This is a genomic window from Natronococcus sp. CG52, assembly GCF_023913515.1.
GTDB lineage: Archaea > Halobacteriota > Halobacteria > Halobacteriales > Natrialbaceae > Natronococcus > Natronococcus zhouii.
The window spans coordinates 3,026,282-3,049,853 of record NZ_CP099391.1 but is presented as its reverse complement, the minus strand read 5'-3'; the positions used below and the strand labels follow the sequence as shown (position 1 = coordinate 3,049,853).

Annotated in this window: 28 protein-coding genes; 11 read left to right on the top strand and 17 right to left on the bottom strand. The window is 65.4% G+C overall.

Annotation, left to right across the window (positions count from 1 at the left end):
* Nucleotide 1: 1 nt before the first annotated feature.
* The 4 genes from NED97_RS15320 to NED97_RS15305 all read right to left on the bottom strand — a co-directional run bounded on the left by NED97_RS15320 (nucleotide 2) and on the right by NED97_RS15305 (nucleotide 2,578).
* On the bottom strand, nucleotides 2-208 hold the full coding sequence (locus NED97_RS15320) for a YwbE family protein (protein ID WP_252487886.1): 207 nt from the start codon (nucleotides 206-208) through the stop codon (nucleotides 2-4).
* Nucleotides 209-267: 59 nt separating this feature from the next.
* Nucleotides 268-669 (bottom strand): peptide-methionine (R)-S-oxide reductase MsrB, encoded by a 402-nt coding sequence (msrB, locus tag NED97_RS15315; RefSeq protein WP_252487885.1) that lies wholly within the window; start codon nucleotides 667-669, stop codon nucleotides 268-270.
* A 64-nt stretch (nucleotides 670-733) separates the two neighbouring features.
* Nucleotides 734-895 carry a DNA repair protein RadA gene (locus NED97_RS15310; protein WP_252487884.1) on the bottom strand — a complete coding sequence of 54 codons (162 nt, stop codon included), beginning with the start codon at nucleotides 893-895 and terminating at the stop codon, nucleotides 734-736.
* Between the two features lie 438 nt (nucleotides 896-1,333).
* Nucleotides 1,334-2,578 carry a carboxypeptidase-like regulatory domain-containing protein gene (locus tag NED97_RS15305; protein WP_252487883.1) on the bottom strand — a complete coding sequence of 415 codons (1,245 nt, stop codon included), beginning with the start codon at nucleotides 2,576-2,578 and terminating at the stop codon, nucleotides 1,334-1,336.
* A gap of 132 nt (nucleotides 2,579-2,710) precedes the next feature.
* Here NED97_RS15305 and NED97_RS15300 point away from each other — a divergent pair, with 132 nt between their 5' ends.
* Together NED97_RS15300 and NED97_RS15295 are read left to right on the top strand one after the other, a co-directional pair.
* A complete protein-coding gene (locus tag NED97_RS15300; protein WP_252487882.1) occupies nucleotides 2,711-3,940 on the top strand; it encodes an ornithine cyclodeaminase, nickel-pincer nucleotide-dependent in 1,230 nt (409 codons plus the stop codon).
* Nucleotides 3,941-4,104: 164 nt separating this feature from the next.
* Nucleotides 4,105-5,055 carry a phytoene/squalene synthase family protein gene (locus tag NED97_RS15295; RefSeq protein ID WP_252487881.1) on the top strand — a complete coding sequence of 317 codons (951 nt, stop codon included), beginning with the start codon at nucleotides 4,105-4,107 and terminating at the stop codon, nucleotides 5,053-5,055.
* A 9-nt stretch (nucleotides 5,056-5,064) separates the two neighbouring features.
* On the opposite strand, the gene NED97_RS15290 is transcribed toward NED97_RS15295, so the two are convergent.
* The 4 genes from NED97_RS15290 to NED97_RS15275 form a co-directional block, all read right to left on the bottom strand.
* On the bottom strand, nucleotides 5,065-5,220 hold the full coding sequence (locus tag NED97_RS15290; protein ID WP_252487880.1) for a hypothetical protein: 156 nt from the start codon (nucleotides 5,218-5,220) through the stop codon (nucleotides 5,065-5,067).
* Nucleotides 5,221-5,328: 108 nt separating this feature from the next.
* Nucleotides 5,329-6,189 (bottom strand): bisanhydrobacterioruberin hydratase, encoded by an 861-nt coding sequence (gene cruF / locus NED97_RS15285; RefSeq protein WP_252487879.1) that lies wholly within the window; start codon nucleotides 6,187-6,189, stop codon nucleotides 5,329-5,331.
* On the bottom strand, nucleotides 6,182-7,036 hold the full coding sequence (locus tag NED97_RS15280) for a prenyltransferase (protein WP_252487878.1): 855 nt from the start codon (nucleotides 7,034-7,036) through the stop codon (nucleotides 6,182-6,184). Before NED97_RS15280 ends, cruF begins: the two co-directional genes overlap by 8 nt.
* Entirely contained in the window at nucleotides 7,033-8,514 is a 1,482-nt protein-coding gene (locus NED97_RS15275; protein ID WP_252487877.1) for a phytoene desaturase family protein, read from the bottom strand. Before NED97_RS15275 ends, NED97_RS15280 begins: the two co-directional genes overlap by 4 nt.
* A gap of 192 nt (nucleotides 8,515-8,706) precedes the next feature.
* Here NED97_RS15275 and NED97_RS15270 point away from each other — a divergent pair, with 192 nt between their 5' ends.
* Nucleotides 8,707-10,590, top strand: coding sequence for a formate/nitrite transporter family protein (locus NED97_RS15270; RefSeq protein WP_252487876.1), 1,884 nt, complete (start codon nucleotides 8,707-8,709; stop codon nucleotides 10,588-10,590).
* Between the two features lie 72 nt (nucleotides 10,591-10,662).
* The gene (locus NED97_RS15265; RefSeq protein ID WP_252487875.1) at nucleotides 10,663-11,361 is read left to right on the top strand and encodes an SDR family NAD(P)-dependent oxidoreductase; all 699 of its coding nucleotides are present in this window, start codon (nucleotides 10,663-10,665) and stop codon (nucleotides 11,359-11,361) included.
* A gap of 3 nt (nucleotides 11,362-11,364) precedes the next feature.
* Here NED97_RS15265 and NED97_RS15260 read toward each other — a convergent pair whose 3' ends face one another.
* The 4 genes from NED97_RS15260 to NED97_RS15245 form a co-directional block, all read right to left on the bottom strand.
* Nucleotides 11,365-11,664 carry a hypothetical protein gene (locus NED97_RS15260; RefSeq protein WP_252487874.1) on the bottom strand — a complete coding sequence of 100 codons (300 nt, stop codon included), beginning with the start codon at nucleotides 11,662-11,664 and terminating at the stop codon, nucleotides 11,365-11,367.
* 149 nt (nucleotides 11,665-11,813) lie between these two features.
* Nucleotides 11,814-12,065, bottom strand: coding sequence for a translation initiation factor eIF-1A (locus NED97_RS15255; protein ID WP_233283104.1), 252 nt, complete (start codon nucleotides 12,063-12,065; stop codon nucleotides 11,814-11,816).
* 122 nt (nucleotides 12,066-12,187) lie between these two features.
* Nucleotides 12,188-12,700: a hypothetical protein gene (locus NED97_RS15250; protein ID WP_252487873.1), complete on the bottom strand. Its 513-nt coding sequence runs from the start codon at nucleotides 12,698-12,700 to the stop codon at nucleotides 12,188-12,190.
* Between the two features lie 118 nt (nucleotides 12,701-12,818).
* Nucleotides 12,819-13,541: a fumarylacetoacetate hydrolase family protein gene (locus NED97_RS15245; RefSeq protein ID WP_252487872.1), complete on the bottom strand. Its 723-nt coding sequence runs from the start codon at nucleotides 13,539-13,541 to the stop codon at nucleotides 12,819-12,821.
* Between the two features lie 107 nt (nucleotides 13,542-13,648).
* Here NED97_RS15245 and NED97_RS15240 point away from each other — a divergent pair, with 107 nt between their 5' ends.
* On the top strand, nucleotides 13,649-14,539 hold the full coding sequence (locus NED97_RS15240) for a sulfurtransferase (protein WP_252487871.1): 891 nt from the start codon (nucleotides 13,649-13,651) through the stop codon (nucleotides 14,537-14,539).
* 232 nt (nucleotides 14,540-14,771) lie between these two features.
* Here the strand turns inward: NED97_RS15240 and NED97_RS15235 are convergent, their stop codons facing one another.
* The 3 genes from NED97_RS15235 to NED97_RS15225 form a co-directional block, all read right to left on the bottom strand.
* Complete coding sequence (locus tag NED97_RS15235; protein ID WP_252487870.1) at nucleotides 14,772-15,020, bottom strand: amphi-Trp domain-containing protein; 249 nt, start codon at nucleotides 15,018-15,020, stop codon at nucleotides 14,772-14,774.
* Nucleotides 15,021-15,131: 111 nt separating this feature from the next.
* Entirely contained in the window at nucleotides 15,132-16,109 is a 978-nt protein-coding gene (locus tag NED97_RS15230; protein WP_252490639.1) for an amidohydrolase family protein, read from the bottom strand.
* Between the two features lie 128 nt (nucleotides 16,110-16,237).
* Entirely contained in the window at nucleotides 16,238-16,447 is a 210-nt protein-coding gene (locus tag NED97_RS15225; protein WP_252487869.1) for a hypothetical protein, read from the bottom strand.
* A gap of 92 nt (nucleotides 16,448-16,539) precedes the next feature.
* Between NED97_RS15225 and dhaK the strand changes: the two genes are divergently transcribed.
* The 3 genes from dhaK to dhaM are packed head-to-tail and all read left to right on the top strand — an operon-like array spanning nucleotide 16,540 to nucleotide 18,663.
* Nucleotides 16,540-17,547 (top strand): dihydroxyacetone kinase subunit DhaK, encoded by a 1,008-nt coding sequence (gene dhaK / locus NED97_RS15220; protein WP_252487868.1) that lies wholly within the window; start codon nucleotides 16,540-16,542, stop codon nucleotides 17,545-17,547.
* A gap of 7 nt (nucleotides 17,548-17,554) precedes the next feature.
* Nucleotides 17,555-18,280, top strand: a complete 726-nt coding sequence (gene dhaL / locus NED97_RS15215) for a dihydroxyacetone kinase subunit DhaL (RefSeq protein WP_252487867.1) — start codon at nucleotides 17,555-17,557, stop codon at nucleotides 18,278-18,280.
* The gene (gene dhaM, locus NED97_RS15210; RefSeq protein WP_252487866.1) at nucleotides 18,280-18,663 is read left to right on the top strand and encodes a dihydroxyacetone kinase phosphoryl donor subunit DhaM; all 384 of its coding nucleotides are present in this window, start codon (nucleotides 18,280-18,282) and stop codon (nucleotides 18,661-18,663) included. The genes dhaL and dhaM overlap by 1 nt, the downstream gene beginning before the upstream one ends.
* Before the next feature lie 50 nt (nucleotides 18,664-18,713).
* Here the strand turns inward: dhaM and NED97_RS15205 are convergent, their stop codons facing one another.
* Both NED97_RS15205 and NED97_RS15200 read right to left on the bottom strand, forming a co-directional pair.
* The gene (locus tag NED97_RS15205) at nucleotides 18,714-18,923 is read right to left on the bottom strand and encodes a hypothetical protein (RefSeq protein ID WP_252487865.1); all 210 of its coding nucleotides are present in this window, start codon (nucleotides 18,921-18,923) and stop codon (nucleotides 18,714-18,716) included.
* Between the two features lie 132 nt (nucleotides 18,924-19,055).
* Nucleotides 19,056-19,469: a hypothetical protein gene (locus NED97_RS15200; RefSeq protein ID WP_252487864.1), complete on the bottom strand. Its 414-nt coding sequence runs from the start codon at nucleotides 19,467-19,469 to the stop codon at nucleotides 19,056-19,058.
* Nucleotides 19,470-19,691: 222 nt separating this feature from the next.
* Here NED97_RS15200 and NED97_RS15195 point away from each other — a divergent pair, with 222 nt between their 5' ends.
* The 3 genes from NED97_RS15195 (at nucleotide 19,692) to NED97_RS15185 (ending at nucleotide 23,563) form a co-directional block, all read left to right on the top strand.
* On the top strand, nucleotides 19,692-20,474 hold the full coding sequence (locus tag NED97_RS15195) for an Lrp/AsnC family transcriptional regulator (protein ID WP_252487863.1): 783 nt from the start codon (nucleotides 19,692-19,694) through the stop codon (nucleotides 20,472-20,474).
* Nucleotides 20,471-21,382 carry a universal stress protein gene (locus tag NED97_RS15190; RefSeq protein WP_252487862.1) on the top strand — a complete coding sequence of 304 codons (912 nt, stop codon included), beginning with the start codon at nucleotides 20,471-20,473 and terminating at the stop codon, nucleotides 21,380-21,382. Before NED97_RS15195 ends, NED97_RS15190 begins: the two co-directional genes overlap by 4 nt.
* A gap of 72 nt (nucleotides 21,383-21,454) precedes the next feature.
* The gene (locus NED97_RS15185) at nucleotides 21,455-23,563 is read left to right on the top strand and encodes a cation:proton antiporter domain-containing protein (RefSeq protein WP_382207102.1); all 2,109 of its coding nucleotides are present in this window, start codon (nucleotides 21,455-21,457) and stop codon (nucleotides 23,561-23,563) included.
* The last annotated feature ends 9 nt before the right edge of the window (nucleotides 23,564-23,572 follow it).

Sequence of the window (23,572 nt, the reverse complement as noted above, 5' to 3'; positions counted from 1 at the left end):
GCTACTCGTCGTGGACCACGGACTGGACGTGGCCGACGACGCCGTTTTTCAGTTCGACTTTGGGTCCGTCCGGGTCGTCTTCGTAGATCGTCCCGATCTCGCCGATCAGCGGCTCCGTGTCTTCGGAGTGGACGTCCTGATCCTCCTGGACGATCTCGACGGTCAGTCCCTGTCGCAGTTCGTCCGCGGTCGGTCGTTCGTCGGACATGGACGGTGATGGTCCGTTTTCGTCGAAAAGGGTGCTGCCTGCATTCGCTTTGACGGGGCTCACTCCTCGTCGAAGTCGAGCGCGACGGAGTTGATACAGTAGCGCTTGCCCGTCGGCTCCGGGCCGTCCTCGAACACGTGGCCGAGGTGGCCGCCGCAGTTCGCACACACCACTTCGGTGCGGTTCATCCCGTGGCTGGTATCGACGCGGGTTTCGACGCGATCGTCGTCGACGTCGTAGAAACTCGGCCAGCCACAGCTGGAGTCGAACTTCGTCCCGGACTCGAACAGCGTGGCTCCACACCCGGCACAAACGTAGCTTCCGTCTTCCTTGTGGTCGACGTACTCGCCGCTGAACGGTGCTTCGGTGCCCGCCTCGCGCAGGATTCGGTACTCCTCGTCGCTGAGTTCGTCGCGCCACTCCTCGTCCGCCTGCGGAATATCGTCGGACTCGTTGCTCATGTGAACCCATAGAGGCGTGACGGTCAAGAGTCTGTCTTCGTCGCGAGCGTATCCCGTCAGTCAGCTACCGGTGGGTCATGACGTCCGTGCTGCCGCAGTCCGGACACTGTGTCATCCGACCGAGTTTCGGGACGTCGATCCGGATCCACGCGTCGTCGCCGCCGGGTGCCTCGAAGCCGCAGTTTCGACACCGGGACGCGCCGAGTGTAGATGTGTCACTGGCCATGCACTGATATATGGTATCGAGGAACATATATTTGGTCCCGCGGTTCCTCGCGTCGGGACGGCTCGAGTCGACCATCGGTATCGTCGTGCTCGCATAACTCCGATAGCAACGGGGCTCGTCGAAGTCCCGTTCTTTAGCTGTGGTTTTGGCTGAAATAGCCGTTAGGTGTATATGCACAACGAAGTTTTTCCGCCTCGGGTTCGCTCGCTGTGCTCGCTCACCCTCGGCGCAAAAACTTCGATGAAAAAGGCCGCCTGCGCGGACTTCGTCCGCTTCGGCGGTGGACTGCTCGCAAAGCGAGCAGATGCTGACCGCGCGGTACCTGTATCGCCTATACGTAACACGACAGATAATTACCTGTCAGCAACAGGGCCCGACGACTGAAACGGTTTACACACCGATTACACGACAGTCGTGCGATCGGGTGTGCGCCGACGTTCAACGGTTACCGTACCCGCGAAGGCGAACGATCGCGACTCCGAGAACGAGAGCCAGCGCGGCGCCGGCCGTACCGGCGGCGAACCCGGGGACTGAGTCGTCCGCGTCGTCGGTGTCCGTCTCGTTCTCGACCTCGCTTCGCTCCTCGGTCAGCGAGTCGTCGGTCGCGTCGGGATCGACGCCGTCGATTACGACCGCGTCCGCGACGTCCCCGTGCTGGGCCGTTAACTCGAGTTCGCCGTGTCGTTCGATCGTCACGGTCGCCGAACCGCCGTCGTCCGTCGTCGCGACGGTCGAGCCGTCGAGAACGAGTTCGGCGTCGGCGACCGGGTCGCCGTACTCGTCGGTCACGTCGACGCCGACGGTCTCCCCGACCAGGACGCGCTCGTTGGAGGCCTCGAGCGCCACCACGGGGGCGCGCTCGACCACGTAGTCGACCTCGGTCGCGGACTCGCCGACGGTAAACTCGTGTTCGTTGCTCGCGTCGTCGTACTCGTCCGCTTCGATAACGGCCGTGTACGCCGTATTGACCGCGAGCGGGACGCTTCGTTCGCCGTCCGCGTTCGTCGAGAGCGTGGCGTCGCGTTCCCCGTCCTGCAGGATCGTGACGTCGGTCTGAAGCGGTTCCTCGAAGTAGCCGTCGGTGACCGAGACGGTGACCCGTTCGGTCCCCGACTCGAGCGCGACGGTCGTTCCGTCGTTCGATCGCAGGTCGACGGACGCCGACTCGTCGTAGTAGCCCGCCTTTTCGACGTCGACGTCGTAAGTGCCGGCCTCGATAGCCTCGGCCGTAAAGACGCCGTCGTCGTCGGTCGTTCCCGTGGCCGCGGCGCGCGTATCATCGTCCTTGGTGAGCGCGACCGTCGCGTCGGCGATCGACGCGTCGTTCTCGACGACGGTGATCTCGCCGTCGGTTTTGGAGAAGAGATCGACGGCGACCGTCGTGTGGTCGTCGACCGTCCCCACTTCCTTCGGGTTGTTCTGAACGAGGTCGTCGTGTTCGACGTCGACCTCGACGTCCGCGCCGCTCGGGACGTCGATCAGCGCCTGTCCGTTCGACCGCGTTTCCTCCGTGCGTTCGTCGTCGTCCCACGAAACCGTGACTAGCGCGCCGGCGACGGCGTTCTCATCGCCGTCGGTAACAGTCACCGTCAGTGTCACGTCCTCGCTCGCGACGGCGGTTCCGACGCCGACGAGGGGAGCAGTTAGCACGAGAACCGCGGTGAGAAGGGCGATACGATTCATAGCACCGAATGGATACCGGACTCACTTAAATTCATCCTTACTGAGTTATCAATAGATGTGCTATTATACCGAGTTGAGAAGTTTCGCCGGAGACGCACAGATTGACGGTCCCCGGTCGCCAACTACGGGACAATGACAGTCTCGCGAACCGTGGAACTCGAGGGCCACATCATCGACTCGGGGTCGATGGGCGCGTGTTTCGGCGCCGTGATGGACATGGGTGGCGAGTTCGAGGTCGAGGAGTTCGAGGTCGGGCGGCACAAACACGAGGAGACCTACTGCCGAATGCGGGTGATGGCTGACACCGAGGAGGATCTTCGGGCGATCCTCCACGAGCTCAACCAGCAGGGAGCGGCGGTCGCCGATCCCCGGGACGCGACGCTTCAGGCGGCACCGGGCGACGGGATCGTGCCGGCCGACTTCTACTCGACGACCAACCATCCGACGGTCGTCCGCGTCGACGGCGAGTGGCTCGAGGTCGAGGACGTCGAGATGGACTGCGCGCTCGTGGTCGAGCGCGAGGCGAGCGGAACCCGCGTCCACACGAAGGTACTCAACGCCGTCGAGGAGGGCGATCTCGTCGTGACGGGCGAGACCGGAATCAGAGTCGATCCGCCGGAACGACCCCGAAACGGCGGCGGTTCGTTCGGCTTCATGCAGGGCGGCGTCTCGAGCGAGCGCCCCTCCGCGTCGCTCATCGAGGAGATCGCCGACGAGATGCGCGAGGTCAACGCGAACGACGGCACCGTCCTCGTGGTCTGCGGCCCGGCGATCGTTCACTCCGGCGGCCGGGACGCGCTCGCCGACCTCGTTCGAGCGGGTTACGTCGACGCGCTTAGTGCGGGGAACGGCTTCGCGGTCCACGACCTCGAGCGGGACCTGTACGGGACGTCGCTCGGCGTCGACACGGAGAGCCTGGAGCACCCGCGGAAGGGCCACAAGCACCACATCTACACGATCAGCGAGATCGCTCGTCTCGGCGGGATCGAGGCGGCCGTCGAGGAGGGTATCGTCGACGATGGTGTGATGTACGAGTGCGTCGAGAAGGACGTCCCCTACGTGCTCGCGGGATCGATCCGCGACGACGGCCCGCTGCCGGACACGATCACCGACTCGATCGAGGCCCAGAACGCGATCCGCGAACAGGCCCAGGAGGCCGACCTCGTGCTCATGCTCTCGACGCTGTTGCACTCCGTCGCCGTCGGCAACTGTCTGCCCTCGACGACCAAAACCGTCTGCGTCGACATCAACCCCGCGACGGTCACCCAGTTGCTCGACCGCGGTAGCGCCCAGGCGATCGGGATGGTCACCGACATCGGGACGTTCATCCCGATGCTCGCCGACGACCTGCTCGAGCCATAAACCGGCACCACCGAACCGTCTAGCCGTACCTTTTGCTGAACTGTTCAGTCACAACCACACTAGTGAGGGGTAGTGGTTTTATACGGATCTGGCGTATGATCTATATCCGATCGTTGTCAGGTGGCGCTATCGGCAAAGCAAAAGCGGGGAAGATGAACCAGCAAATGCGACAGGAACATATCGAGGCAAGCGAGGCAATACAGAAGCGAACCGGGAAAACGTTCTATCTCGCGACGCGGTTTCTCCCGGATCGGGTTCGCAACGCCACGCACGTCCTCTACGCGTTCTTTCGAATCGCGGACGAAGTCGTCGACGACGCAGCGGGGGTTCCGCCCGCACAACAGCGTGCGGAACTCGAGTCGCTTCGCGCCCAGGCGCTCGGCCGTACCGAGCCGGAGGATCCGGTCCTCGAGGCGTTCCAGGAGCTTCGGCGGCGGTACGACATCGACGATCGCGAGATCGACGCGTTCATCGACGCGATGGAGACGGACATCGCCACCGGTCGGTACGAGACCTACGACGACCTCGAGACCTACATGCGCGGGTCGGCCGCGGCCGTCGGCGTGATGATGACCGCGATCATGGAACCCGACGACCCGGCGACCGCGCTCCCGCACGCGATCAAACTCGGAAAGGCGTTCCAGCTGACGAACTTCCTGCGAGACGTCCGCGAGGACGTCCTCGAGCGCGACCGGATCTACATCCCGCAGGAGACGCTCCAATCTCACGGCATCCCGGCGGCACAGATCGAGAATCTCGAGTACTCGGCGTCGTTCCGGGCGGCGATGGCGGAGGAACTCAGGCGAACGGAGCGCCTCTACCGTGAGGGCGTCGCCGGCATTCGGTACCTGCCCGAGGACTGTCAGATCCCGGTGTTGCTCTCGGCCGTCCTCTACGCGGAACACCACGCCGTCATCCGCGCCCAGGGGTACGACGTGCTCACGACGGAGCCGTCGCTCTCGACGGCTCGCAAACTATGGTGTCTCGGGAAAACGCGCTGGTACTGGCACCGGAACCAGGATCCGGAGGCGGTCTTCGACCGCGTCTCTGCGGTTCCCTCGCCGGAGCCCGAGCGCCACAGTCCCGAACACAGCGACGGCGTCCCGACACGGTAATCCGGATCGTCAGGAGACGTCTTCCTCGAGCGCCGTCGTCTCCTCGACGACGAGCCGTGCCAGCTTGCGCTTCTCGTGGACGCTGACGAGGTGGTCCTCGAGCGCCTGCTCGGGTGGCATCGTCTCGCGACAGAGCGGACACTCGACCGGTAATCGAGACGCCATACGTACGACAGAATACTCTCCGCCAAAAGGTTGTAGCTGGCAGATTCGCCGTTTCTTATGGCCCCCGAACGGGGAGACTGGATCGAGAACCGGACTCGAGTCACCTTCTCAGCGCCTGGCCGGCAGCGCCGTCCGGACGAGCGCGAGGTCGTATCGCCCCGTCCGGAACAGGCCGAGACAGAGCAGACCGGCGACGCCCGCGGCCAGCCAGTTACCGTAGAGGAGGTTAATCGTCCCCCACAGCAGGACGAAGCTCACCAGATCGTCGAGGATGAACGCGCAGGTGCGAACGCGCTCGAGCAGCGCCGTCCGGTCGAAGGCGAGGTCGACCAGGACGACCGCAACGCTCCCCGAGATAATCCAGCCGACGTAGTTCGAGAGCGGAACGCCGTAGTACGCGCCGGAGTCGAACGCCCAGAAGCCGATGGCGACGGCGGCGGGATCGAGCACGAGATCGATCGCGACGACGGCGGCGATCGCCGTCGGGATGCGAACGAGGACGGAGCCGGCCCGGTCGCCGAGCACCAGCAGCGTCAGCAGGTAGGCGTTCAACACGAGCGGGACGAAAAACAGCGGCAGCGCCGCCGGCACCTCGCCGAACAGCATCGGCCCGAGCTGGATCGTGTACTCGAAGGCGCCGTAGGGCCAGCCCGTTCGCACGCCGACGGTCTCGATGGCGTACGTGTACGCCGTCAAAACGCCGAGACAGCCGAGCGCCCGCCAACCGATTCGCGGCAGCAGGCCGACGAGCAGCGGCGAGCGCATCACCATCGTGCCGAAGAGGATCAACAGCGGATTGTACGCGAGCGGCTCCGGCAACAGCCCCTCGGCGCTCGCGATCAGCGTCACCGCGCCGACGAGGGGGAAGATCACGGCGATCGTAAAGCGGTTTTCGCGCACGAGTTGCTCGAGTCGCCGCTGAACGGTCGATCGCGTCCAATCGCTCGTTCGCGTCGTCGCCTCATCCATACAGCATCACCCAGAGGCCGCCCATCGTCAGCACCGCGCCGACGACGGTGTTGATCGCCGGAAACCACCAGTACGCCCGGTCGACGGCGACCGGGAAGAGCGCGATCGTTCCGACGAGCGCGGGATAAACCGCCATGAGCGCGCCGAGGCGGTAGTCGAGCGCGCCGAACGCGAGGGCGCCGGCGAGCCAGCACGCGCCGCAGTACGCGTAGGTCCGGCGCTCGCCGAGCACCGTCGCCGTCGTCCGGATTCCGGTCTCCCGATCGGGTCGGATGTCCGGAATCGCCGAGAACGTGTGCATTCCCATCGCCCACAGCCAGCCGCCGAGAACCGCGAGTGCGGGCGGCTGTGAGCCGGCGACTGCGGCGTACGCCGCGGCCCCCGGCATGATGTAGAGCCCGTTCGAAACCGAGTCCAGCGGCGGCGTCGTCTTGAACCGGATCGGCGGCGCGCTGTAAGCGGCTCCGAGGACGAGAAAGCCGGCGATCCACCCCCGCGCTGCCGTCGAGACCAGCGGAAGCACCGCCAGCCCGAGCGCTCCGGAGACGGCGACTGCGAGGGGGACGGAGCGCTGTCCCCGGTACCGCGCCTCTCTCTCGTCTTTCTTCGGGTTCGCGGCGTCGATCTCGCGGTCGAAGATGTCGTTGACGCCGTAGAGGAAGACGTTCGCCGGCAGGAGAAAGTAGCCGAACAGTGCGAGCACTGCCGGCGCGAACAGGTCACCGACCGACGTCGCCGCGTAGGCGACGCCGACGAGGACGGGGCCGGCCAGGTAGAGCCAGAACCGGGGTCGCGAGAGCGTCAACAGGTAGCGTAGTGGGTCGGTGCCACCCGACACCCGTCTCACCCGTGATCCTCGAGGACCTTCTCGGCGGTCAGTTCGCCGCTGATGAGACACATCGGAACGCCGATTCCGGGCGTGGTGTCCCCGCCCGTGACGTAGAGGCCGTCGACCCGCTTGGAACGGTGGGGCGGTCGAAAGAGGGCCGTCTGGCGAAGCGTGTGCGCGAGGCCGAGCGCCGTCCCGTCGTAGCTGTTGTACCGTTCCGCGAAGTCCTCGATAGAGAACTGCTCCTCGAGGACGATCCGGCCGCGCAGGTCGGTCCCCGTGCTTTCGGCGAGATCGGCGAGGATCGTCTCGCGGTACTGTTCGCGGTTCTCCGGGGTGTCCTCGAGTCCGGGTGCGATGGGGACGAGGACGAAGAGGGCGCTGTGTCCGTCGGGGGCGACGTCGTCGTCGGTCTCGGAGGGGACACAGCAGTAGTAGGCCGGATCGTCGGGCCACGCCGGCTCCTCGAAGATCTGGTCGAAGTGCTCGTTCCAGTCGGAGGGGAGGACGAGGGTGTGGTGGGCGAGTTCGTCCACGTCGCCCTCGATACCGAGGTAGAGCAGGAACGCGGAGGGAGCGTACGTGCGCGACTCCCAGTAATCGGCGTCGTACCCCCGTCGCTCGGGCGACAGCAGTTCCTGGTCGGTGTGGGGGTAGTCCGCGTTGCTGACCACGAGGTCCGGCCGCAGGGGGCCCTCCGGCGTCTCGACGACGAACGCGCCCTCCCGACCCTTGATCTGGGTCGCGGGACGGTTCGTCTCGTACTCGACGCCGAGTTCTCCTCCGAGTTCGGCGATTCCGTCGATGACGCCGCCGATGCCGTCCTCGGGGTACCAGACGCCGAGGTTGAAGTCGACGTGACTCATCAGGTTGTACAGCGCCGGCGTGTTCTTCGGGGAGCCGCCGAGGAACACCAGCGTGTACTGCATGATTTGCTGGAGCTTCGGGTGGTCGAAGTAGTCCTCGACGTGTCCCTGCATCGATCCGAGGAGGGAGAGGCCGCGAGCCTGCCGGGCGACGTCGAGGTCGAGGTAGTCCCGGAGCCGGGATCGATCCTCGTAGACGAAGTGTTCCATCCCGACCTCGTAGTTCTCCTTCGATTTCTCGAGGTAGCGCTCGAGGGCGTCGCCGGCCCCGTCCTCGTACTCCTCGAAGACGTCTTTCGTTCGCTCGAGGTCGGGCGTGATATCCACCCGATCGTCGTCTTTGAAGAAGATCCGGTAGTGGGGGTCGAGATGGGTCAGCCCGTAGTAGTCGCTCGGCGTCCGGTCGAAGGTGTCGAAAAAGCGCTCGAAGACGTCCGGCATCAGGTACCACGAAGGCCCCATATCGAACCGGAAGCCGTCGCGCTCGAGGCGGCTCGCCCGCCCGCCGAGCTGTTCGTTCTTCTCGATCACCCGCACGTCGGCACCGGCATCGGCGAGATAGCAGGCCGTCGAGAGTCCGCCGACGCCGGCGCCGATCACGACGACCGACTCACCGGCAAGCGATTGCATGGGTGTAACTGAGTGTTGGCTCGGTGATAAACGTACGTCATGTGCGCGTCGAACTCGAGCCGGAAGCCGGTTTCGGACCGGTCGGAACCCGACCGGATTCCGCGACCGTAATGCTCGTATTCGTCGGCAATTCGGCGGTAGTCTGCGCACAGATGCCAAGCCCTTAGTTGGTCTGTGGATTCGATTCCAGTAATGGCCGATCCCGAACGTGAGCACGCTCGTTCTCCACGCGAGGCGGACGACACCGCTTTCTCCGACCCCGGTCGAACGGACCCGAACGACTCGGACCGAAGTGACTCGGTCCGCGACGCGGTCGAACGGTCCAGAAGCGGCGCGCCCGCGGTCGGATCGGTCGTTCGGGACCGGTTCTCCTCCGACGAGGTCTTTCAGCGAATCGTCGCGGCCGCCGACGAGGAGGTCACGTCGGGCCGACGCGAACTGTTCTTCAGCGGTATCGCCGCCGGGTTCGCGATCACCATCACGTTCCTCCTCTACGCCTCTCTGTACGGTGCGACCGACGGACACTCGATACTGAGCGCCCTGCTGTACCCGCTCGGATTCATCTACATCATCATCGGGGGCTATCAGCTGTACACCGAGAACACGCTTCCGCCGGTCGCGCTCACGCTCGAGCGATTGGCCAGCGTTCCGGCGCTCTTGCGCCACTGGACGATCGTCCTCATCGGGAACTTCGTCGGCGCCGTCATCGGAACGGCGGTGCTCGCGTGGGGCGGCGTGTTCGAACCCGAGGCGGCCGAGGCGGCGGTACACCTCGGTATGCACGGCGTCGAAACGCCGTGGTGGGACCTGTTCTTCAAGGCGGCCTTCGCCGGACTGATCGTCGCCGGCGTCGTCTGGGTCACGTTCGCGTCTCGCGATACGATCTCCCGGCTCGTGGTCGTTTACCTGGCCTTCCTCGCGATTCCGATCGGAAACCTGTTTCACGTGGTCACGTCGTTCGCGGAGATGTCCTACGCGGTCTTCGCCGCGGATCTCCCCTTCACCGTCGGTCTCTCCCAGTTCGTGTTGCCGGTACTGCTCGGAAACACCATCGGCGGCGTGCTGCTCGTGACCGTCGTCAACTACTACCAGACGAGCGAGGAGCGCCTCGAGTCCGCGCGCTTCGCGGGCAGCGTTCGACGCCTTTCGGTCAGCGAGATGGCGCTGGGAGGATTCGCCGGTCGCTCGTACGTTCCGCTGGTCGATACCGCCGAGACGACGGCGGGCGACGACGACTCCTACCGGGTGGTGGTGCCGATCGCGAACCCGCGTACCGAATCCCCGCTGGTCGACCTCGCCGCCACCATCGCCGACAAGCACGAATCCGCAACCGTTCACGTCGTCCACGTCGTCCAGCTTTCCGAGGTTCGGCAATCCGAAATCGGCGGCGGCCAGCACCGGCGAATCGTCGCCGAATCCGAGGACTTGCTCGAGGGCGTCCACGAAGCGGTCGGCGACTACGACCTCGAGTGCGAGACCTCGACGGTCGTCTCCCACCGGTCGTTCGAGGAGATATTCACCATCTCGAGGCGCGAGAACGCCGATCTCGTCGTGATGGGGTGGGACGCGAATCACCTGTGGGGCGCCGCCCGCGCTGATCGGCGACTCGACGAGTTAACCGGGAATCTTCCCTGTGACTTCCTCGTACTCAAGGAGCGTGGATTCGACCCCTCGCGGATCCTCTTGCCGACGGCCGGCGGTCCGGACTCGGATCTGAGCGCTGAGGTAGCGCGGACCCTCCGTTCGGCGCTCGGTTCGACCGTCTCGCTCCTGCACGTCGTCGACGCGCCCGACGAGCGCGAGGCGGGCGAACGGTTCCTTCGGGAGTGGGCCGCCGATCACGATCTGGACGACGCCGTGCTCACGGTCGACGATTCCGGCGACGTCGGAGACGCGATCTCCCGCGAGGCGGACGACCATACACTGTTGGTCATCGGCGCAACCGAGCGCGGCCTGCTCGCGCGTCTCGTAACCGGCTCGCTCCACTTCGACGTCGTCAACACGGTCGACTGTTCGGTGTTGCTCACGGAGCGGCCGACGGAGCGGACGCTCTATCAGCGGCTGTTCGGACGGTAACGCGACGGCCCGCCGGGTCGCGAGCGCCGACCGCGTCGATGCTTTCCTGTAGACCCCCACCGTACGTCGGCCATGGACGAGCAGACAGTCGTCGTGACCGGCGGGACGCGCGGTATCGGACGCGCCGTTGCCAACGCGTTCGCACGGGAGGGTGCGACCGTCGTGGTCGGCGCTCGAGACGGGGACGCGGTCGAGGAGACGGTCGCCGAACTCGAGGACGCCGGAACGACGGCGGCGGGCGTTCGGACGGACGTCCGCGACGAGTACGACGTGGAGCGGCTGGTCGAGACCGCGTCGCGAACCGGCGACGAGCAGGGGATCGACGTCGTCGTCGCCGCAGCCGGCGTCTATCACGGAGACCCGGGTCACACGTCGACGGACCGGGAGTCCTACGCGGCGTTCGACGACCACTGGCGCACGAACGGCCGCGGGGTCTTCGCAACGATCCACGAGTCCCTGGCGCACCTCAACGAGGGCGCGCGGGTGCTCGTTCCGACGGGATCGATCGCTCGTGAGACGAAACCCGGCTACGGCTCCTACGCGATCTCGAAGGCGACGGCCGAGGCCGTCGTGCGCGGGTTCGCAGCCGACACGGACCACGTCGTCGGCTGTCTCGATCCGGGCCAGGTCGCGACGGGGCTCGCCGGCGGTCAGGGGCGCGAACCCGAAGACGTCGCCGGGATGTTCGTCTGGGCCGCGACCGACGCACCTGGGGACGATCTGAACGGGACCACACTCGGCCTCCGCGAGTGGAAGCAGGCTACACGGTGAGCGTTACGCGTCCTCGTCGCGCTGGACGTGCTCGCGAGCGAACTCGGACAGCGAGTCCCAGTCGAGGTCGTCGCCGAGGTCCTCGAGGGTCTCGCCGAGCGTCTCGCGGGGCTCGAGTTCACGCTCGGTCTCCGGCCGGTCGACGACCGTCTCGTTGGCTTCGTCGTACTCTCCCTCGAAGACGGACTTGTTCGCCGTATCGAAGAACATGGGGTTCCCCTTGGCCGTCGATCCGACGTACTCGACGTCGTCCTCCCTGTGATCGTCGAACTTCACCGCGGCGTCGTACCTGGAGTCGTACATGTCGAACGCTACGACAGCCGCTCGGTCAAACGTTTCCGTTGCAAGAGACTGCGTTCGCCGTCCGTCGAGACGCGACGGCGTCTCTCCAGTCGCTCGAATAGTATCAAATAGCTCCGTTCTGAGGCGTCGCTACGCGACGTGAACGTAAATTAGTCGATGTGGCCTTCGCGACGCAGCTGGTCTGCGTCCTGACTGGTGTAGCGCCACTCGATGGTGGCCTTCTCGTCTTGCCAATCCCACGGCTCGGCGACGACGATGTCGTCTTGTTCGATCCAGGTGCGGTATTTCATCCGCCCGGGAATGCGGCCGAGGCGCTCTTCGCCGTCCGCACACCGGAGCTGGACGTGGTTTCCACCGAGGTGTTCGGTCACGACGGCGAATACTTCATCGCTGTTGGGCATACGGAGGTTCCGTCGCCCGGAGTTTTCTGTCACAGTTACCCTACGAGGGGAATACGTTTAAATGGTTGGAGAGGCGTGGTATCGTGACTCGTGGGAACAGGGCGCCCGATTTCCACCGGTACCTACAGCTCTCGGTCCGAATCCGGGTTCTCGAGTTCCCACAGCAGTTCCGGCAAAAAGGCCTCGAGGTTGTCGATAACCGTCCGGTCGCTGACGTTCAGGCCCTCGCAGTGCTCGTGCGCGGAGTCTCGAATGTCGACGTGAAGGTCGCCGTCCTCGAGCCAGACGCCGAGCGGAAAGACCGAACACCGGGTCGGCTTCCAGTCCTCCTCGAGGTGGAGCGAGCAGAGCCCGTCCTCCCGAAGGAAGGCGCAGGCACAGCCGTCCTCGGCGACGTGTTCGTCGCGGTCTTTCTCCTCGCGGGTGACGAACTTCTCGCCGCGGAAGTCGGTCGTCGTCTCGACGAGGTTCGCTCGCTGGGCGAGTTCGAGGAGGTCCCGGTCGTAGAGCAAGACCCCGTGCTGGCAACACCAGGTGCAGTCGTCGACGCACTCGAAGGTGAGTTCGGGATCGAACTCGACGACCGCCTCGCGGCCGGGGTAGACTTCGACGCGGTGGGAACTCTCCGTGCTCACGTCAGCGGAGACGGGCCGAGTGCGGAAGTGCGTTGCTTTCCCGGATTCGAGGCGGTCACTCGATCTCGAGAGCGTCGAACTCGTCGCCGCCTCCCTGCAGACCGTCGATCGAGTCGGTTCATTCGCTCGGATCGACGACCGTATTCCGGAGGGTTCCGACGCCCTCGTAGGTGATCTCGACCGTTTCACCGGGTTCGACGAGTCCGGGGTTGGCGGGGCTGCCGAATGCGACGACGTCGCCGGGACGGAAGGTGAACCGTCGCGAGAGGTAGGCGACGACTTCGTAGGGGTCGAACAGCATCAGCTCCGTGTTCGCCTCCTGGCGGCGCTCGCCGCCGACGTCCGTGTGCATGTCGATCCTCGTGGGATCGAGGTCCGTCTCGAGCCACGGGCCGAGCGGCCCGGAGCCGTCGAAGGCCTTCCGCGCGGTCCGACCCTGCTGGTCGAGCGCGTCCACGTCGTTCATGATCGTGTAGCCGCGCACGACGTCGGCCGCCTCGGACTCTGAGACATCGTGGCAGCGCTCGTCGATGACGGCGGCGAGTTCGCCCGCGTAGGTCAACTCGTTCGTAAAGTGTGGGTAGGGGACCGGCTCTTCGTGGGCCAGCAGCGACGCCGGCGGCTTGATGAAGAAGTCGGGCTCCTCGGGCCGGTCGTACTCCATCTGCGCCAGGGTCGCCGCGTAGTTACGGCCGACGCAGTACAGCGCCGAGGGCTCGCAGGGCGGGAGCAGTTTGCCGTCGGTGCCGACCTCGTAGCTGCCGTCGTCGGCGTGCACGACGCCGTCCTCGTATCGTCCGGTAACCGGTCCGTCGGGGGTCGCGATCCTCGCGAGTCGCATTGGGGGGAATCGCGACGTCCAGCCGCGTAGAGCTAACGGTTTGATTTCGAACGTGTCGTTCCGTCCCGTGTTACGTTTTTGCTGCTACTCGTCGGAGCCACCGTCGCATGTCCGAGCACGACACCGACGTTCTAGTTTCGGCGGATTGGGTCGAAGACCACCTGGACGAGTTCCAAGACGACGATCCCGGCTACCGTCTCGTGGAGGTCAACAGTCCCGAATCGCCCGACGAGGGCGACTTCCCCTCTCGGTACGACGAGGGCCACATTCCCGGCGCGATCGGAATGCAGTGGGACGAGGACCTCTCCGATCAGGATCAGCGGGACATCCTCAAGAAGGACGACTTCGAGGCCGTCGTCGGCGAACACGGGATCAGCGAGGACTCGACGGTCGTCTTCTACGGCAACGGCTGGATCCCCAACTGGTTCGCGCTGTTCGCCTACTGGGAGTTCAAGTATTACGGCCACGACGACGCCCGCATCCTCGACGGCGGGAAGGATTACTGGGTGAACGAGGACTACCAGCTCACTGACGAAGAACCCGGTTTCGACGCCGTCGAGTACACCGCCAAGGGTCCGTTCGAGAATATCCGCGCCTACCAGGACGACGTCGATAAAGCCCGTGAAGCCGGCATTCCGATGGTCGACGTCCGCTCGCCCGAGGAGTTCTCGGGAGAGATCATCGCCCCCGAAGGGCTGCAGGAGACCGCCCAGCGCGGCGGTCACATCCCCGGCGCATCGAACGTCCCGGTGAAGACGAACCTGCGCGACGACGGTCGGTTCAAAGGGCCCGACGAACTCGAAGAAATGTACGCCGACGAGGGGATCGACGGCGACGAGACGGTCGTCACCTACTGTCGCGTCGGCGAGCGCTCCGCGATCGCGTGGTTCGCGCTCCACGAGTTGCTCGAGTACGAGGACGTCCACAACTACGACGGATCGTGGACGGAGTGGGGGAATTTGATCCGGGCGCCGATAGAGAAAGGCGAGGGCGACTGAGTGTAACGAAGGTGCCCTCGAAAAAGCGAACGGGGAGCGTCGGTGACCCGTGAGTAAGGCGAGGGCGGCGACTGAACGGAGTGAAGCCCTCGGAGAACACGAGCGAGGAACGGACGTGACTCACGAGAAAGGCGCGGGAGAGTGAGCGCAGCGAACGAAGCGACTGAACGACGTGACGAAACCGCCCAAAACAAATCAGTCCGGAACTGCGACGTGCGAAGCTAGCGTCGGTCTACGTTTCGTCTTCGACTTCCCACTCGAGCGTCACGGTGAGCTCCTCGCGGTTGCCGCCGAGCATCGGCGATCGCTCCTCGACTTCGATGCCGTACTCGAGAACGGATGCCGGGCTCAGCGCCAACGTCTTGTTTCCCACGTGCACGTCGGCCGGACCCTCGCCACGGATCTCGCGGGCGAGTTCCTGCAACAGATCTGCTGCTTCGTCGCGGGAGACGTCCTCTTTGTAATCGGTTGTTTCGGCCATGTGATACTAGCCACCGAATTGACGTAAATAGGTTGGCGCCGAATGGGCAGGCTCGTCGTCCCGCCGACACGAGCGGATCGCCGAACGCGGGTTCCCGATCGGTCGCTCCGCTCATCGGAGCAGATCGACGAGGTTGCGGTACCGAATATCCGCCCACGCCGATTCCTCGAGTTCGAACCGCTCGAACAGGTCGAACTGCGGGGTCTCCTGACCGGGGTGGAGGTAGTCGGTGCCGAACACCAGCTGATCGGCGTGTGTCTCGAGAAACGGCTGGGCGAACGTCTCGTCGCGGGAGAGCGCGTTCCATCCGGACAGTCCGGAGAGATCGCCGTAGACGTTGTCGTACTCCGCGAGCAGGTCCGGGACGCGGCCGGGTTCGTCGATCTCGCCTTCCGGGTATCTGCCAAGGTCAGCCTCGCTGACGTCCGCGGCGGTGTGCGACCACCAGCCGTGAGCGTGCGCGATGAAGTCGACCTCGGGAAACGAGGCGAGTACGGACTCGAGTCGCGGGAGGCCGACCTCGTCCATCATCGCCTTCTCGTCGGTGTGGAAGAGGATCGGCAGGTCGTACTCGGCGCACAGTTCGTAGATCGTCTCGAGGCGCGAGTCGTCGATCGGGACACCGGCTTTCAGTTCGCCGAAGCCGCGGGCTCCCCGGTCGACGTACCGCTCGAGCAGCGCTTCGGCGGTGTCGGGCCCGTAAACGAGGGTTCGCGGATCGACCGTACAGAACGGAACGAGGCGATCGGGATAGGACCCGACCTGCTCGAGTACCCACGGACTCGAGGCGGGGACCGGGTAGCTCTCGGGGGAGTCGAGCGCCAGAACGACGGCGCGATCGATCCCGTTCTCGTCCATCCAGGACACCAGTCCCTCGGCGGAGAGCGGCTCTCGATCAAGCGTCGCTTCGGGAATCAGGTGAGTGTGCGCGTCGATCAGCGGCAGGTCGTCGACGTCGTCCTGTGGTGCATCGGTTCGGCCACCCGGTTCGGCGTCCGGTTCGCGATCCGTCGCACCGGCTGACCCTACCGCGCCGGTCGCGCCAGCGGCGGCGAGTCCGGCGGTTCGCTCGAGAACGTCACGTCGCATCGAACCTCGTTCGAGACGCGTTCCGTTTCCCTCGGCAGTGTCCTCTCGCTGACCGATAGCTGTCGTCGTGATCGCTCTCGAGTCGGTCCCCGAAGTTCGACCGTCGTCGATCCCGTCTCGAGCGTTCGTCATACGAGTCGTCCGACGACCGCCGTAAAAACGCCCCGGGGGAGCAGTCGTGAGACGGACAGGTCGCGAACGGAGAGCGTCGGAACGCGGAGAACGAGTCCGTTGGCGAGGTCGTGTCGGGATCCGACGCCGAGGTTGTTGAGGTCGGTTCCGGGACGTGGGATGCGCTTTCGGAGCGGCTGTGCGTGTGGATTCGCTCGACGCGACATCCTCCGGCTCCTGCCACGAGCCTCGGGCGAGACCCCTCATAGCAAACAACTCTTATCGTGGTATGGGTATACAATACACGTGACGATATTTCATGAAGAAACTGATCAACGATCCCGAAACGGTCGTCGACGAAATGCTCGAGGGAATGGTCGCAGCCCATCCGGAACTGCGGCGACTCGAGGGGACGGAGGTCGTCGTCCGAGCCGACGCTCCCGTAGAGGGGAAAGTCGGTCTCGTCTCCGGAGGCGGGAGCGGACACGAGCCGACCCACGCGGGCTACATCGGTGACGGAATGCTCGACGGCGCGGCCGCCGGTGAGGTGTTCACGTCGCCGACGGCCGACCAGTTGAGCGAGATGATCCAGGCCTGTGACGGCGGCGAGGGCGTCCTCTGCGTCGTCAAGAACTACGAGGGGGACGTGATGAACTTCGAGACGGCCATCGAGATGGCGGAGATGGAGGCCGATGCGGACGTCGAGTACGTCGTCGTCAACGACGACGTCGCCGTCGAGGACTCACTGTACACGTCGGGCCGCCGCGGCGTCTGCGGCACGATATTCGTCCACAAGGTCGCGGGTGCGATGGCTCGGCGGGGCGGCGATCTCGAGGAGATCAAACGCGTCGCCGAGAAGACGAACGATCGCGTTGGAACGATGGGAATGGCGCTCACGTCGTGTGTCACGCCCGAAAAGGGCGAGCCGACGTTCGACCTCGGCGAGGACGAGATCGAACTCGGAATCGGCATTCACGGCGAACCGGGGACCGAACGCACGGAGATCATGTCCGCCGACGAGATCACGGACCGCCTCACCGAAACCGTGCTCGAGGACCTCGACCTCGAGTCTGGCGCGGAGGTCGCGACCATCGTCAACGGGATGGGGGGCACACCCCTGATGGAGCTCTACGTCGTCAATCGCCGGTTGCAGGACCTGCTCGACGATCGCGGACTGGAGACGTGGGACGCCTGGGTCGGCGACTACATGACCTCGCTCGACATGATGGGTTGCTCGATCACGGTACTCGAACTCGACGACGAACTGAAGGAGTTGCTCGCCGCTCCGGCCGAAACGCCCGGACTGACCGTCACGGAGGATCGGTGAGATCAGAATGGATCGGGAAACCCAGTCCGAGGCGGTCCGCGAAGCGGTCGAGGCGGCCGCAGATCGGTTCGAAGCGGAGAAAACCCACCTGACCGAACTGGACTCCGCGATCGGCGACGCGGACCACGGTGCGAACATGAATCGCGGGTTTCAGGCCGCCCTGGAACGGCTCGAGGACGCCGACGACGAACCCGCGGAGCTCGTCAAGACGACCGGCGTCGCGCTCGTCTCGGAGGTCGGCGGCGCCTCCGGGCCGCTCTACGGCGGCTCGTTGATGAAGGCGAGCCAGGAACTCGAGGACGGGATCACCGACGAGACGACGGTCGCGTTCGCCGAACGATACCTCGAGACGGTCGAGGAGCGGGGGAAGGCGTCCGTCGGCGACAAGACGATGGTCGACGCGCTCACGCCGGCGGTCCACACCTACAAGAAATCGATCGAGGTCGACGACTGCGAGCCTCTCGAGGCGCTCGGAAGGGCCGTCGACGCCGCCCAGCGTGGCGTCGCGTTTACCACGCCGATACGGGCCAGGAAGGGGCGTGCGTCGTACCTCGGCTGGCGATCCGTCGGCCACCAGGACCCCGGTGCGACGAGCACGCTCTATCTGCTCGAGGAGGTGTTCGAGGTCGCCGCGGAGTATCTGGACGGCGACGTCGAGATGGACGCCGAAGCGGACGTCGACCCCGAGGAACTGGAGGAGGCCGCCGTCGACGACGACAGTGGAGGTGCCTGATGGTCGGTATCGTCGTCGTCTCACACAGTCGACGGGCCGCCGACGGCATCCGCGAGATCGCCCAGGAGATGGGTGGCGATGCCCGAATCGAGGCCGTCGGCGGGACGGAAGACGGTCGAATCGGGACGACCCCGGGACCGATCCGGGAGGCGATCGAGGCCGTCGGACGCGAACACGGCGTCGTCGTCCTCGTCGATCTCGGCAGCGCCGTGATGAACGCCGAACTCGCGATCGAGGAGGCCGCCGTCGGCGAGGTGGCCATCGCCGACGCGCCGATCCTCGAGGGGGCACTCAACGCGGCCGTGGCGGCGACGTCGCCGAGCGCGACCGTCGAGACGGTTCGCCAGGCGGCGGAAAGTGCAGCCGACGTTTCGAAGGTGTAGCACGCTGGCGCGGTCGAAAGTGGCGAAGCCCGGCCACCCGGTCGGTCCCCTCAGTTCTCGAGCACGAGGAACGTTCGAGCGCCGCGGTGCTCGAGCGAAACGGCGTCGGTATCGACGTTCGCGTCGACGAACTCCGAGATGCCGTCCGCGTGCAGGTCAGTGACGTCGATACGCTGTCGCTCCGCCTCGACGGTCGATCGGGTCTCTGCCAGTTCGTCTCGCTCGCTCCGATCCTCCATTCGGTCCACGATTAGCGTCATACCTACCAGTTCGATTGACAGTACGTCAAACCGATCCGTCCGGAGTGAAAGTGAAAGTGTGGTGCTACACACCGACTCGCGGGGACATCGCACTCAGCGTTCGAAGATTTCTCGGAACCGTAACCAGTTTCGTTAGCCGAGGGATTTGAGGTCGACTCGGCGTGACCCGTCGGCGGTTTCGAGAGCAACCGTCTCGACGATCGCCTTCCGTGCTCGCTCCTGCCACGCCCCGACCCGTTCGGCGTGTCGCTTTCGAACCTCCTCGGTTTCGTCCGGCGCAGCGTCCTCGAGTGCGTTCTCGAGGCGGGGATACGCCGCCAGTACGTCGTCCTCGATGACGTCGTCGGGCGAGAGGTGGACCGCGCCGGTGAGGTGCGCGTCGTCGACGCGGTAGACGTGGATCCGGGCTCGCATCCGGCCGTGGAACGGCGGCGTCACGCGAAGGACGGCCTCTCCGGGGTTCTCCCGGCCGTAGACGAAGGCGTCGACGGCGTCGTCCGGCGAGACGGCGATCGAGCGAATCGCTGACGGGTCCTCGTCGTCCATCGTTCCGGTGTACGTCTCGAGGCGGTTTAACCTCCGTGTCGAGAGGCGGCGCCGCGAGACGCCGATCCGACCTCGAGGAGTCTCCTCGGATGCTCGTCGGGTTTCGTCATTTGGTAATAGATCAGATACGTCTCAGTATGCGCTGATTTACTCCGGGATACTTCCGCTTGCAAGAGGTAGGTTCATGCACTCGCTCGCTATTTGGGCGGTCGGTGAGCACCGATGGCGAACCATCCATCCGGTTCGGCGTACCAACTCGACGAGCTCGATCGGCGAATCCTCTACGAGTTAATGGCCGACGCTCGAGACGCGTCAGCGCCGGTCATCGCCGACCGAATCGACGTCTCGCCGGGAACCGTCCGGAACCGCATCGAGCGGCTCGAGGAGCGCGGCGTCATCACGGGCTATCACGCCCACGTCGACCTCGAACGAACCGACGGGCGCCTGGCGACGCTCTTCATGTGTAGCGTCCCGTTCGCGGACCGGAAGACGGCCGCGCGCGCCGCCTACCAGATCCCGGGCGCCGTCAACGTCCGGATACTGATGGGCGGCCGCCGGAACTTTCACGTCCTCGCCGTCGGGGAAAACGCTCGAGACCTCCGTCGCATCGGGACGACCCTCTCGGAGATCGGGATCGAGATCGAAGACGAGATGCTCGTCGAGAACGACGAGGTGCGCGCGTACGAACCGTTCGGTCCCGACGGGACGCGGTCGGCGATTCCCGCCACCTTCATCGACCTCTCGGGGGACTCCGAGGTCGTCGAGTTGACGGTACAGTCCGACGCGCCGATCGCGGGCGTCGCGCTCTCCGACGCGGCCGAGAACGGGCTCCTCGACGAGGATCCGCTCGTCGTCTCGATCACCCGCGACGACGAGCTGCTCACCCCGCACGGGGACACGACGATCCGGCCGGCCGACGTCGTGACGGTGTTCTCCTGCGGCGGCGTCGAGGACGAAACGATTCGCGCGTTCGTCGGCGCGGAACGCGGAGGTGTCCGCCGATGACGCAGCCGGTGTTCGAGCGCATCCTGCTGCCGATCGCCGAAGAGAGCGACGCCGAAACGACGTGCGAGGCGGTGGAACCCTCCCTCGAACCGGACGGGGACGTGGTCGTCGTGCACGTCATCGAGAAGACGGAGGGCGGACCGGACAAGGCGCCGTTCGACGCCAGACGCCAGCAAGCCGAGGCGATCTTCGAGATCGTCCGCGATCGGCTCGGCGACACCGCACACGAGGTGCGGACGGAGCTTCGGTACGGTCCGGACGTCGTCGACGAAATCCTCGACGCCGCCGCGGCGTTCGACGCGACGGCCATCGGGTTCACGCCGCGACCGGGCAGCCGGTGGATCAAACTCCTCTCCGGAGATCACGCCCACCGGTTGACGGCCGAAACCGAGTTGCCGGTCCCGGTCTTACCCCGGCCGGACGGAGAGACTCCCGAAATCCCAGAAGCCGCCCCGGCCGAGGACGCCGACGAGCGGCCCCACCGGGTGCTCGTTCCGATCGACGGATCGACGCGCTCCTGGGAAGCCGTCGAGCACGCGTGCTCGGTCTATCCCGGCGCCGACCTGACGGTTCTACACGTCGACAAAGTCGGGAGTCCCGGCGTCTACGATTCGATGGCGAGCGGTCCCTCGATCGATTTCAACGCGGGCGAACAGCGGCGGAAGCGAGCGATTTCGCGGCTGTTCGACGAGGCGCGCGAAATCGCGGCGGAACACGGCGTCGGACTCTCGACGATAACGCTCTCCGGAAACGTGGTGAGCTCGATCGTCACCTGCGCGGAGGAGACCGACGCGGACCTCGTCGTCGTGGCGAGTCACGGTCGAACCGGGCTCAAGCAGAAGCTGCTCGGCAGTACGACCGAGTCGGTCGTTCGCCGCTCGACGGTTCCCGTCACCGTCGTCCGATAACCGGCGACGGCGAGTATTATTGCGATACCCGAACTATCAACACCGAAAACAGTGATCGAAAGCACGTATCCGATGCGCCCTCCGGGACAGACCTGGTCGTCGGTCCTCGAGCTGCGTTCTCCGCTGGCGACGGGCCCCTCGCTGCAGCCGCCGTTCGAGGATCCCGTTCTCATCTTCGGACTCGCGATGGTAATCTTCCTCGTCGCGCCGCTCGTCCTCAAGCGCTACCGCCTGCCGGGGATCGTCGGCATCATCCTGATCGGTGCCGCGATCGGCCCCAACGGAGCGAATCTGCTCGAGCGCGACGACACGATCCAGCTGCTCGGCGAGGTCGGGTTGGTCTACCTGATGTTCATCGCGGGGCTCGAGATCAACCTCAACCAGTTCATCGAGTACAAGGATCGCAGCATCGTCTTCGGGTTGTTCTCGTTCGTGATCCCGCAAGCGGTCGGGACCGTCGTCGGCGTCTACGTGCTGGAGCTGACGTTCGCGGCGGCGTCGCTGTTCGCGGCGATTTTCTCCTCGCACACGCTGCTCGCCTACCCGGTCGTCAACCGCCTGGGGATCGCGAAGAACGAGGCGATGACGGCGACGATCGGCGGTACGATCCTGACGGACACGCTCGCGCTGCTCGTGCTCGCGGTCGTGGTCGCGTCGGTCGGCGGCGCGCTCGACGCCGCCTTCTGGACGCAGCTCGCGGTCGGGCTGACGGTCTTCTTCGTCGGCGTCTGGCTGCTCGTGCCGCGACTCGGCCGGTGGTTCTTCCGGAGCCACTCCGAGGAGAGCTACTTCGAGTTCCTGTTCGTCATGGCCGTGCTGTTCCTCTGTGCGTTCCTCGCCGAACTGGTCGGCGTCGAGCACATCATCGGCGCGTTCCTCGCGGGGCTCACGCTCAACCGGCTGATTCCCGAGACGGGTCCGCTGATGAACCGGATCGAGTTCGTCGGCAACGCGCTGTTCATCCCCTTCTTCCTGCTCTCGGTCGGGATGCTCGTCGACGCCCGCGTTCTCCTCGAAGGGTTCGACACGCTCCTCATCGCCGGCTCGCTGATCGTCATGGTCGCCGTGACGAAGTTCGCCGCGTCGTGGGCGACGGGGCGGATCTACGGCTACGATCGGGACGAAGTGCTCGGCATGTTCGGCCTGTCCGTCGGACAGGCGGCCGCCGCGCTCGCGATCGTCCAGATCGGTTTCGACGCCGAGATTCCCGGCTTCGATCAGAACATGATCAACGGCGTCGTCCTGATGATCCTCGTCGTGAGCCTCGTCAGTCCCGCGCTCGTCGAACGGGCCGGCGGCGCGCTCGTTCGCTCGCGGGAACGCGAGGCGTACGATCCGAGCGACACGCCGCAGCGGATCCTCGTTCCGGTCTCGAAGGGCTCGAAGCACGTGGAATCGCTCCTGAACCTCGCATTCACAATCCGCAACGAACGCGCCGAGGAGCCCATTCACACGGTCTCGGTCGTCCGGCCGGATCGAAACACCCGGACCGAAGCGCAGGTCGCCGAGGCCGAGGACGTCCTCGAGGGCGTCGAGGAGTACGCGTCGGGTGCGGAGGTTCCGATCGAAGATCACACCCGGATCAACCACAATATCGCGTCCGGCATCGTTCGCTCGGCGGCCGAAAACCGGATCACGACGCTCGTCATCGGGTGGGACGGCGCCCGGTCGCGAGCCCAGAACGTCTTCGGCCACATCATCGACCAGGTCCTGATCCGGACCGCACAACTGACGCTCGTCGGACGGGTTCGCGAACCGCTCAATACGACGCAGCGGATCGTCCTCGTGCTTCCGCCGGGGATCGATCGCAACGACGGCTTCTACGAAGCGCTACACACCGTCAAACTCGTCTCGGAGGATACGGGAGCGCCGATTCGCGGGCTCGCCGTCGGCGGCGACCCGGAGCAGTTCGAACGACTGTTCTCGCTCGTCGAACCCGAGGCACCCGGCGAGTTCGAGAAAATAGCCGATTGGAAGGAGCTGCTCGCAACGTTACGTGACGAGGTGCGCTCGGACGACCTCGTCGTCTGTATAAGCTCGCGTCGAAACGACATCGGATGGCACTCCGAGCTGCAGACGCTGCCCAAGAGCATTTCGACGCTCACCGACGGGAACTTCGTCATCATGTACCCCGCGACCGAGGAGCGAGCCGACGATCGGCGGTTCCTCCGGCTGTCGTAGGCGTCGGCG

Excerpts from the sequence above, each read along its gene's own strand:
- NED97_RS15310 (WP_252487884.1), bottom strand. The coding sequence starts at position 895 with ATGGCCAGTGACACATCTACACTCGGCGCGTCCCGGTGTCGAAACTGC.
- NED97_RS15240 (WP_252487871.1), top strand. The coding sequence starts at position 13,649 with ATGTCCGAGCACGACACCGACGTTCTAGTTTCGGCGGATTGGGTCGAA.
- NED97_RS15295 (WP_252487881.1), top strand. The coding sequence starts at position 4,105 with ATGCGACAGGAACATATCGAGGCAAGCGAGGCAATACAGAAGCGAACC.
- NED97_RS15265 (WP_252487875.1), top strand. The coding sequence starts at position 10,663 with ATGGACGAGCAGACAGTCGTCGTGACCGGCGGGACGCGCGGTATCGGA.
- NED97_RS15300 (WP_252487882.1), top strand. The coding sequence starts at position 2,711 with ATGACAGTCTCGCGAACCGTGGAACTCGAGGGCCACATCATCGACTCG.
- cruF (WP_252487879.1), bottom strand. The coding sequence starts at position 6,189 with ATGGATGAGGCGACGACGCGAACGAGCGATTGGACGCGATCGACCGTT.
- NED97_RS15255 (WP_233283104.1), bottom strand. The coding sequence starts at position 12,065 with ATGCCCAACAGCGATGAAGTATTCGCCGTCGTGACCGAACACCTCGGT.
- NED97_RS15305 (WP_252487883.1), bottom strand. The coding sequence starts at position 2,578 with ATGAATCGTATCGCCCTTCTCACCGCGGTTCTCGTGCTAACTGCTCCC.
- dhaL (WP_252487867.1), top strand. The coding sequence starts at position 17,555 with ATGGATCGGGAAACCCAGTCCGAGGCGGTCCGCGAAGCGGTCGAGGCG.
- NED97_RS15320 (WP_252487886.1), bottom strand. The coding sequence starts at position 208 with ATGTCCGACGAACGACCGACCGCGGACGAACTGCGACAGGGACTGACC.
- dhaM (WP_252487866.1), top strand. The coding sequence starts at position 18,280 with ATGGTCGGTATCGTCGTCGTCTCACACAGTCGACGGGCCGCCGACGGC.
- NED97_RS15200 (WP_252487864.1), bottom strand. The coding sequence starts at position 19,469 with ATGGACGACGAGGACCCGTCAGCGATTCGCTCGATCGCCGTCTCGCCG.
- NED97_RS15225 (WP_252487869.1), bottom strand. The coding sequence starts at position 16,447 with ATGTCGCGTCGAGCGAATCCACACGCACAGCCGCTCCGAAAGCGCATC.
- NED97_RS15195 (WP_252487863.1), top strand. The coding sequence starts at position 19,692 with ATGGCGAACCATCCATCCGGTTCGGCGTACCAACTCGACGAGCTCGAT.
- NED97_RS15290 (WP_252487880.1), bottom strand. The coding sequence starts at position 5,220 with ATGGCGTCTCGATTACCGGTCGAGTGTCCGCTCTGTCGCGAGACGATG.
- NED97_RS15245 (WP_252487872.1), bottom strand. The coding sequence starts at position 13,541 with ATGCGACTCGCGAGGATCGCGACCCCCGACGGACCGGTTACCGGACGA.
- NED97_RS15270 (WP_252487876.1), top strand. The coding sequence starts at position 8,707 with ATGGCCGATCCCGAACGTGAGCACGCTCGTTCTCCACGCGAGGCGGAC.
- msrB (WP_252487885.1), bottom strand. The coding sequence starts at position 669 with ATGAGCAACGAGTCCGACGATATTCCGCAGGCGGACGAGGAGTGGCGC.
- NED97_RS15235 (WP_252487870.1), bottom strand. The coding sequence starts at position 15,020 with ATGGCCGAAACAACCGATTACAAAGAGGACGTCTCCCGCGACGAAGCA.
- dhaK (WP_252487868.1), top strand. The coding sequence starts at position 16,540 with ATGAAGAAACTGATCAACGATCCCGAAACGGTCGTCGACGAAATGCTC.
- NED97_RS15190 (WP_252487862.1), top strand. The coding sequence starts at position 20,471 with ATGACGCAGCCGGTGTTCGAGCGCATCCTGCTGCCGATCGCCGAAGAG.
- NED97_RS15230 (WP_252490639.1), bottom strand. The coding sequence starts at position 16,109 with ATGCGACGTGACGTTCTCGAGCGAACCGCCGGACTCGCCGCCGCTGGC.
- NED97_RS15205 (WP_252487865.1), bottom strand. The coding sequence starts at position 18,923 with ATGACGCTAATCGTGGACCGAATGGAGGATCGGAGCGAGCGAGACGAA.
- NED97_RS15185 (WP_382207102.1), top strand. The coding sequence starts at position 21,455 with ATGCGCCCTCCGGGACAGACCTGGTCGTCGGTCCTCGAGCTGCGTTCT.
- NED97_RS15260 (WP_252487874.1), bottom strand. The coding sequence starts at position 11,664 with ATGTACGACTCCAGGTACGACGCCGCGGTGAAGTTCGACGATCACAGG.
- NED97_RS15275 (WP_252487877.1), bottom strand. The coding sequence starts at position 8,514 with ATGCAATCGCTTGCCGGTGAGTCGGTCGTCGTGATCGGCGCCGGCGTC.